The sequence below is a fragment of the Streptomyces sp. IBSNAI002 genome (genome assembly GCF_052244475.1).
In the GTDB taxonomy this organism is placed as follows: Bacteria; Actinomycetota; Actinomycetes; order Streptomycetales; family Streptomycetaceae; genus Streptomyces.
This window is the reverse complement of sequence record NZ_JBQPXG010000002.1, coordinates 6151496-6157500: the sequence shown is the minus strand read 5'-3', so window position 1 is coordinate 6157500 and position 6005 is coordinate 6151496. Positions and strand designations below refer to the sequence as shown.

At 69.6% G+C, this 6005-nt stretch carries 7 protein-coding genes (1 of these 7 cut by a window edge); 2 read left to right on the top strand and 5 right to left on the bottom strand.

The features are described 5' to 3' along the window. The 3 genes from ACTVZO_RS29655 to thyX form a co-directional block, all read right to left on the bottom strand. On the bottom strand, positions 1 to 1672 hold the 5' portion of the coding sequence (locus ACTVZO_RS29655; RefSeq protein WP_443301233.1) for a ribonuclease J. Its footprint begins 14 nt before the window's first position; the window shows 1672 of its 1686 coding nt (coding positions 1-1672); it begins with the start codon at positions 1670 to 1672; its stop codon lies beyond the left edge, outside the window. 114 nt (positions 1673 to 1786) lie between these two features. Beyond that, positions 1787 to 2686: a 4-hydroxy-tetrahydrodipicolinate synthase gene (dapA, locus tag ACTVZO_RS29650; RefSeq protein ID WP_443301232.1), complete on the bottom strand. Its 900-nt coding sequence runs from the start codon at positions 2684 to 2686 to the stop codon at positions 1787 to 1789. Between the two features lie 201 nt (positions 2687 to 2887). Continuing rightward, positions 2888 to 3628: an FAD-dependent thymidylate synthase gene (thyX, locus tag ACTVZO_RS29645; RefSeq protein ID WP_443301231.1), complete on the bottom strand. Its 741-nt coding sequence runs from the start codon at positions 3626 to 3628 to the stop codon at positions 2888 to 2890. Positions 3629 to 3887: 259 nt separating this feature from the next. Between thyX and ACTVZO_RS29640 the strand changes: the two genes are divergently transcribed. Both ACTVZO_RS29640 and ACTVZO_RS29635 read left to right on the top strand, forming a co-directional pair. Continuing rightward, positions 3888 to 4127 (top strand): hypothetical protein, encoded by a 240-nt coding sequence (locus ACTVZO_RS29640; protein WP_443301230.1) that lies wholly within the window; start codon positions 3888 to 3890, stop codon positions 4125 to 4127. A 48-nt stretch (positions 4128 to 4175) separates the two neighbouring features. Further along, positions 4176 to 4736, top strand: a complete 561-nt coding sequence (locus tag ACTVZO_RS29635) for a hypothetical protein (RefSeq protein ID WP_443301229.1) — start codon at positions 4176 to 4178, stop codon at positions 4734 to 4736. Between the two features lie 37 nt (positions 4737 to 4773). Here ACTVZO_RS29635 and ACTVZO_RS29630 read toward each other — a convergent pair whose 3' ends face one another. Together ACTVZO_RS29630 and dapB are read right to left on the bottom strand one after the other, a co-directional pair. After that, on the bottom strand, positions 4774 to 5226 hold the full coding sequence (locus ACTVZO_RS29630) for a hypothetical protein (RefSeq protein WP_443301228.1): 453 nt from the start codon (positions 5224 to 5226) through the stop codon (positions 4774 to 4776). Between the two features lie 15 nt (positions 5227 to 5241). Next, positions 5242 to 5994 (bottom strand): 4-hydroxy-tetrahydrodipicolinate reductase, encoded by a 753-nt coding sequence (gene dapB, locus ACTVZO_RS29625; protein ID WP_443301227.1) that lies wholly within the window; start codon positions 5992 to 5994, stop codon positions 5242 to 5244. Positions 5995 to 6005 lie beyond the last annotated feature (11 nt).

The window sequence follows — 6005 nt, the reverse complement described above, 5'->3', positions numbered from 1 at the left end:
CGACGGGGAGGATCATCGGGCGGCGGCGGTAGCTGTCCGACACCCACTTGCCCATCGTGCGGCGGATGAGCTGCTGGATCTGGTGCGGCTCGGCCACGCCGTCGGCTGCGGCCCTGGCGATGGCCTCCTCGATCTTCGCGACCACCGGCCCGAAGGCGGAGTCCTCGATGCCGGAGCCCCGGGCCTGGATGTTCGGCCCGCTGACGACCTTGCCCGTGGTGCTGTCGACCACCACGTAGACCGAGACGATGCCCTCGTCGCCGAGGATCCTGCGGTCCTTGAGCGAGGCCTCGGTGACGTCGCCGACCGAGAGGCCGTCCACGTACACGTAGCCGGCCTGGACCTTGCCGGAGATCCGGGCCTTGCCGTCGATCAGGTCGACGACCACGCCGTCCTCGGCGATGACGATGCGGTCCTTCGGGACGCCCGTCATGGCACCGAGCTCGGCGTTGGCGCGCAGGTGGCGCCATTCGCCGTGGACCGGCATCAGGTTCCGCGGCTTGCAGATGTTGTAGAAGTACAGCAGCTCGCCCGCGGAGGCGTGGCCGGAAACGTGCACCTTGGCGTTGCCCTTGTGCACGACGTTGGCGCCCCAGCGGGTCAGGCCGTTGATCACGCGGTAGACCGCGTTCTCGTTGCCCGGGATCAGGGACGACGCCAGGATCACGGTGTCGCCGGGGACGATCCGGATCTGGTGGTCGCGGTTGGCCATGCGGGACAGGGCCGCCATCGGCTCGCCCTGGGAGCCCGTGCAGACCAGCACGACCTCGTCGTCCGGCAGGTCGTCGAGGGTCTTGACGTCGACCACGAGACCGGCCGGGACCCGGAGGTAGCCCAGGTCACGGGCGATGCCCATGTTGCGGACCATGGAACGGCCGACGAAGGCGACCCTGCGGCCGTACTCGTGGGCGGCGTCCAGGATCTGCTGGATGCGGTGCACGTGGCTCGCGAACGAAGCCACGATGATCCGCTTCTGGGCGCTGGCGAACACTCCGCGGATGGCGTTGGAGATGTCGCGCTCGGGCGGGACGAAGCCCGGGACCTCGGCGTTCGTCGAGTCGGAGAGGAGGAGGTCGATGCCCTCCTCGCTCAGACGCGCGAAGGCGTGCAGGTCGGTGAGGCGGTTGTCCAGCGGGAGCTGGTCCATCTTGAAGTCGCCGGTGGCCACGACCAGGCCCGCGGGGGTCCGGATCGCGACGGCCAGGGCATCGGGGATGGAGTGGTTGACGGCGATGAACTCACAGTCGAAGGGGCCGAGGTTCTCGCTCTCGCCTTCCTTCACCTCGAGGGTGTAGGGACGGATGCGGTGCTCCTGGAGCTTCGCCTCGATGAGGGCCAGCGTCAGCTTGGAGCCGATCAGCGGGATGTCCGGCTTCTCCCGGAGGAGGTAGGGGACGGCGCCGATGTGGTCCTCGTGTCCGTGCGTGAGCACGATGCCGTCGATGTCGTCGAGGCGATCCCGGATGGACGAGAAGTCCGGCAGGATCAGGTCGATGCCCGGCTGTTCCTCTTCCGGGAAGAGGACGCCGCAGTCGACGATCAGCAGACGGCCGTCGAACTCGAAGACGGTCATGTTGCGGCCGATCTCGCCGAGGCCACCCAGGGGGGTGACCCGCAGGCCGCCCTTGGGCAGCTTCGGCGGCGGACCGAGTTCAGGATGCGGATGGCTCAAAAGTCTCTCCTCACCATGCGCGCCACGTACCCCGGAAGGCACGTGGCGCGCATGACATTCGTGCACTTGCTGTTGTCTGTTTCGGTCGTGCTTGTTCAGTTGTGAAGTCTGTTGTCAGAGCTGTACCCCGCCGGCGGCGAGATCGCTCTTGAGCTGCGCGGTCTCTTCGGCGCTCAGCTCGACCAGCGGGAGCCGCAGCGGGCCCGCGGGCAGGCCCTGCAGGTTCAGCGCGCCCTTGGTGGTCATCACGCCCTGGGTGCGGAACATACCGGTGAAGACGGGCAGCAGCTTCTGGTGGATCTCGGTCGCCTTCTGGACGTCTCCGCCCAGGTGCGCCTCCAGCATGGCGCGCAGGTCGGGGGTGACCACGTGGCCGACCACGGAGACGAAGCCGACCGCGCCGACCGACAGGAGCGGCAGGTTCAGCATGTCGTCACCGGAGTACCAGGCCAGGCCGCTCTGCGCGATGGCCCAGCTGGCTCGGCCGAGGTCGCCCTTGGCGTCCTTGTTGGCAACGATACGGGGGTGCTCGGCCAGCCGGACGAGGGTTTCCGTCTCGATCGGGACACCGCTGCGTCCCGGGATGTCGTAGAGCATGACCGGCAGGCCGGTCGCGTCGGCGATCGCCGTGAAGTGCCGGTAGAGGCCCTCCTGCGAAGGCTTGCTGTAGTACGGGGTCACGGCGAGCAGGCCGTGGGCCCCGGTGCGCTCGGCCTCGCGGGCGAGCTCCAGGGTGTGGCGGGTGTCGTTCGTACCGATGCCGGCGACCACGTGGGCGCGGTCTCCGACGGCTTCGAGGACGGCTCGTACGAGATCGTTCTTCTCCGCGTCGGTGGTGGTCGGCGACTCACCGGTGGTGCCGTTGACGATCAGGCCGTCGTTGCCTGCGTCCACCAGGTGGACGGCGAGCCGCTGCGCGCCGTCGAGGTCGAGTGCGCCATCCGCCGTAAACGGCGTGATCATGGCGGTGAGGACCCGCCCGAAGGGGGTCTGCGGAGTCGAGATCGGAGCCATGGGTAACACGCTACTCGCTGCCATGCTCGCGGTGTCCCCTCGGGGGACGTGGGTCCGAGTGTTGGACACCGGCACTGCCTGCTCGGGGGTTCAAGCAGTGCCGGGTCCGTTTGATCAGCCTAGATGAACTTTACGAAACGCCGCAATACGGACACTTAGGACTTGACTTCGCACATGTGTACGCCAAGCGTACATCGGGCCTTACGGGGCAACGCGACCGTTGCCGTTGAAGGCCGCGTACGTGAGCGGCATGAGCCGCGCCCAGTGCTGCTCCATCTTCTCGCCGACCATCTCGATCTCCCGCTGCGGGAAGGACGGGACCTGGGCGAGCTCGTGCTGCGTGCGCAGTCCGAGGAAGTGCATGAGCGAGCGGGCGTTGCAGGTCGCGTACATCGAGGAGAAAAGTCCGACCGGCAGGACCGAACGGGCCACTTCCCGGGCCACGCCCGCCGCGAGCATCTCCTGGTAGGCCTCGTAGGCCTGGCGGTACGAGTCCTCCATGACGCGGCCTGTCAGCTCCTGCTGCGCCTCGGTGCCCTCGACGAAGACGTACTTGCCCGGGCGGCCCTCCTGGACGAGCTTGCGCTCGGCGTCCGGGACGTAGAAGACCGGCTCGAGCTCCCTGTAGCGGCCCGATTCCTCGTTGTAGGACCAGCCGACGCGGTGCCGCATGAACTCCCGGAACACGAAGATCGGGGCGCTGATGAAGAAGGTCATCGAGTTGTGCTCGAAGGGGCTCCCGTGACGGTCCCGCATCAGGTAGTTGATCAGGCCCCTGGACCGCTCCGGGTCCTTCTGCAGCTCTTCGAGGGACTGCTCGCCGGCGGTGGAGACTCGGGCGGCCCACAGCACGTCGGAGTCGGCAGCGGAGTGCTTCACCAGCTCCACCGTGACGTCACTGCGGAAGCTGGGTTTCAGATCTGAAGCGGCGGTCTCGCTCACCGGGGGTCCTTCCAAACGTGCGTCCTGGGGCGCGCCCACTCTACGTCGCCGCCCGCGGGCCGCCGTGCAGGCCGGCTCGGGGCGGCCGCCGGACGGCCGGCGAGCCGCTGCCGGGCCGCCGAGCTGACGCGGCGCCAAAAAACTTGATGAATATGCCGAAATCGGGCACCGATCGGGCAGTTCGTACGTCCTACCCAGTAGAACCACGCCCACCTGCCACCACCGCCCCAGGGCCCCGACCGTGAGGAGAGTCGCTCCCATGTTCAGCCGGCGCGAACCCGTCCCGTTCGCCTTCGTCGCCGAGGCCGACCGCTTCCGCAGCAACGTCACTCCGCCGCCGCGCGAGCGCCTGAGCAGGACCCAGCTCGCCGCACGTAGTCTGGTCGGGCTGACCGTGGTTGCCGGGCTGGCCGGCTCGCTGGTCTTCGGCATGCCCGCACTGCAGCCGAGCAAGGCACCCGAGAAGTCGCAGCAGTCGGAGGCCTCCCAGGGGCGGTAGCCTCACGGTCACAGCCCAACCGAACGTGCATGTGAGTGAGGTCCAGCCGTGCCCCTGCCCTTCCTGACGGCCGACGGTGTGTCCGAGGCGGACGACGACGGCGACGAGGCGTCGGCCCTGGCCGACCACGACCGCTGGCGACGCCCCTACCGGCCCGGCCCCTGCCGGGTGGGCATCGCCGCGCTGCTGCTCCTGCTGTCGGCGTTCATGCTGCTCTCGACGATGATCGTCGCCTTCGCCGGCGCCTGGGGCGGGGCCGTGGTCTGCCTCGTGACCGCGCTCGTCGTCATCGGCTCGGCGCTGCGGATGCTGCGCGCGGGCGTCTGGGTGAGCCGTGCGGGGGTGCGCCGGGTGGGCTTCCTCGCGACCCGCTCGATCGCGTGGGGCGAGATCACCGAACTGCGCACGGTGCAGCAGCCTGTGCGCTGGCTCGGTCTGCCGCGGACCGTGCAGGGCCAGGCGCTGACCGTGGCCACGCGCAACGGTGCGGAGCTGCCGGCGCTGCTGACCGATCACAACGCCGATTTCCTGTCGCGGGCCGAGGCCTTCGACCGGGCCGCCGACACGGTCGGGGCCTGGGCCGACGCATACCGGCCCGTGCCCGCCTGATCCGGCGCCGCGCGCTCACGGGGAGCCCGTACAGGCATCAGACCTGTACGGGCTCCCTCTCGTGCAGGGCGATGGCCCGCTGCATGGCCTTGCGGGCCCGCGGGGTGTCGCGTGCGTCGTGGTAGGCCACGGCGAGCCGGAACCAGCTGCGCCAGTCCCCCGGCGCGTCCTCGGTCTCGGCCTTGCGGCGTGCGAAGACCTCGTCGGCGGAGTCCCGCAGGATCCGGCCGTACTGGTCCCTCTCCAGCTCGTCCACGGGCAGTCCGCCCTCGGCTTCGAGCTCGGCCGCGAGCTGGTTGGCCCGGGTGACGAACCGCGTGTTCTTCCAGAGGAACCACACGCCGATGACCGGCAGGATCAGCACGGCCGCCCCGAAGGTGACGGTGAGCCAGGTGCCCTGCCGGATCAGCATCAGGCCCCGGCTGCCGGCCAGGACGAAGTAGACGACCAGGACGGCGGCCGTGAGGAAGTACGTGATCTTCGCGCGCATGGGAGGACTACCGGATCAGCCGAGGTCGAGGAAGTGTTCCAGGCCGAAGGTGAGGCCCGGGGTCTGCGTCACGCGGCGCGCGCCGAGCAGGATGCCCGGCATGAAGCTGCTGTGGTGCAGGGAGTCGTGACGGATCGTGAGGGTCTCGCCCTCGCCGCCGAGCAGCACCTCCTGGTGGGCCAGGAGGCCGCGCAGGCGGACGGCGTGGACGGGGACGCCGGAGACGTCCGCGCCGCGGGCGCCGTCGAGTGCGGTGGAGGTGGCGTCGGGCTGGGCGCCGAGGCCGGCCTCGGCGCGGGCGGCCGCGATGAGCTGCGCCGTGCGGGCCGCGGTGCCCGAGGGGGCGTCGACCTTGTTCGGGTGGTGCAGCTCGATGACCTCGACGGACTCGAAGTAGCGGGCGGCCTGGGCGGCGAACTTCATGGTGAGGACGGCGCCGATGGAGAAGTTCGGAGCGATGAGCACACCGGTCTGCGGGGAGCCCGCGAGCCAGGTGTCCAGCTGGGCGAGGCGGTCCTCGGTCCATCCGGTGGTGCCGACCACACCATGGATGCCGTGGCGGATGAGGAAGTCCAGGTTCTCCATCACCGAGGCCGGGGTGGTCAGCTCCACGGCGACCTGGGCGCCGGCCTCGGCCAGCGTCTCCAGCTTGTCGCCGCGGCCGAGGGCCGCCACCAGCTCCATGTCGTCGGCGGCCTCGACCGCCTTGACCGCTTCGGAGCCGATGCGGCCCTGTGCGCCGAGGACTGCCACGCGCAGCTTGCTCATGTTGCTTGCTT